At 43.4% G+C, this 1,568-nt stretch carries 4 protein-coding genes; 2 read left to right on the top strand and 2 right to left on the bottom strand.

Going from position 1 to position 1,568, the window contains the following annotated elements:
* Both FYJ84_RS14345 and FYJ84_RS14340 read left to right on the top strand, forming a co-directional pair.
* On the top strand, positions 1–404 hold a 404-nt coding region (locus FYJ84_RS14345; protein WP_235901524.1), incomplete at its 5' end, for a type II toxin-antitoxin system RelB/DinJ family antitoxin.
* Positions 397–672, top strand: coding sequence for a type II toxin-antitoxin system YafQ family toxin (locus tag FYJ84_RS14340; RefSeq protein ID WP_154408261.1), 276 nt, complete (start codon positions 397–399; stop codon positions 670–672). The genes FYJ84_RS14345 and FYJ84_RS14340, both read left to right, overlap by 8 nt.
* 160 nt (positions 673–832) lie before the next feature.
* On the opposite strand, the gene FYJ84_RS14335 is transcribed toward FYJ84_RS14340, so the two are convergent.
* Positions 833–1,030: a hypothetical protein gene (locus tag FYJ84_RS14335; RefSeq protein ID WP_154408260.1), complete on the bottom strand. Its 198-nt coding sequence runs from the start codon at positions 1,028–1,030 to the stop codon at positions 833–835.
* 204 nt (positions 1,031–1,234) lie between these two features.
* Positions 1,235–1,390 carry a hypothetical protein gene (locus FYJ84_RS14330; RefSeq protein ID WP_154408259.1) on the bottom strand — a complete coding sequence of 52 codons (156 nt, stop codon included), beginning with the start codon at positions 1,388–1,390 and terminating at the stop codon, positions 1,235–1,237.
* Positions 1,391–1,568: the final 178 nt, after the last annotated feature.

The following is a 1,568-nucleotide window of genomic DNA, read 5'->3' as shown; positions in this document are numbered from 1 at the left end:
ATAATCTCTTTGATTATTGTAGCATCAGGAAATCCAATTTCATAGAAAAATATTTAGTTGTAAAAAGAAAAATAAGTTTTGCATACAAGGCGGATATCTTGCTTACAAAACTTATTATACGAGGAGTGATGAAAATGCCAGCTACTAAAACCTTAAACCTGAGAGTAGATAGCGCTCTGAAATCTCAAGCAGAGGCTATTTTCTCTGAATTGGGACTGCCTACATCTACGGCTATTACCATGTTTTTAAAGTCGGTCGTGCGACATGGAGGGCTTCCATTCGAAGTATGTCTGTCTCCTGCTAGTTTGGAAACTCTGCAGGCTATTAACGATGTTAATAACCACCGCAATATGAGCCGTAAATTTTCAAGTGTAGAAGAACTTATGGAGGACTTGAATGCTTGAAATAAATTATGGTTCTAAGTTTAAAAAAGATTACAAACGTGTTATTAAACGTCCAAATCATAAGCCGGAACTGTTCGCCCAGGTAGTCAAAATGCTGGCTGAAGAAAAGCCCCTGCCAGCAAAATACCGCGACCATGCTTTGACTGGCGATTTTATTGGTTTCCGAGAATGTCATATACTTCCTGATTGGCTACTGATATACAAGGTTGAGCGGGAGACGCTCACCCTTGTGCTGACACGCACTGGAAGTCATAGTGACTTGTTCTAGCCCTGCCGCCCAGCAGGGCTTTTTTATTTGCATACCATAGATTGGATATTGGAGTGTACCCGCTCTCGGCGCAGGTTGCGCTCGTTTTTCAATATCCTAGCGTTATAGCGGAGTTCCGCTATCTGAAATCGCAGTGCAGAGTACATATCTGCCAGCTCGTTTATTTCCTTCTGAGTACGATTGAACCTAGTGGTTGCCGCTTCCCAATTTTCTGCCAAATAAAGTTGGCAGCCTTGCCTAGTTTCTTGGCACGATGCAGGTCGCGGGCAACTTTCCTATCTTCAGCTTTGCTTTCGCTACGGTAATCTTCCATGATAAGCTTATAGACTTCATAAGCATGTTCGTATTTCTCAGTCATGTTTTTTCTCCCCCTTTGATATATTCCGCCCGGCTCGGCTCAGGCACTAACCTTTTCGGTGCTGGTGGACTTTGCCACCGCTGCCCCCGCGCTGACACCCTGCGCATAAGCAAGGACTTTTTCCTGCTCATTGTCTGGCAGGGTTGCCAGCACTTCAAGAAATTCAGCTAGTTTCTTTAAGTTCGTAACTCATGCCTCCGTTTCTTACGCTGGCTTCTTTTCGGCTGTCAGGATGCAGCCTGCCAGTTTGAGGATAGTTTCCTCACCGCCCATCTGACGGATAGCCTCAATAATCTTCATGGTTTCGATGCGGGCCTGTTCATTCTTCAAGGCCTGCATGATGATGGTTTCTTCTCTCATGTTTGCCACCTCCTGTGATGATGAATAGTTTTTAGCATTTTCCGGAGGAAAATGCTCAGATTGTTGACAAACTAGCATAAAGCACTCCATTCATGGTAAAATATTATTATGATTGGGGTGTTTTTATGTATAAGAAAAAGAATCGTGCAAAACAACATCAGATGCAGTTCATAACGCT

The sequence above is a fragment of the Anaerovibrio slackiae genome (assembly GCF_009695585.1).
Classification (GTDB): Bacteria; Bacillota; Negativicutes; order Selenomonadales; family Selenomonadaceae; genus Anaerovibrio; species Anaerovibrio slackiae.
The sequence above is the reverse complement of the archived record's forward strand: the minus strand, read 5'-3'. Positions and strand labels throughout refer to the sequence as shown.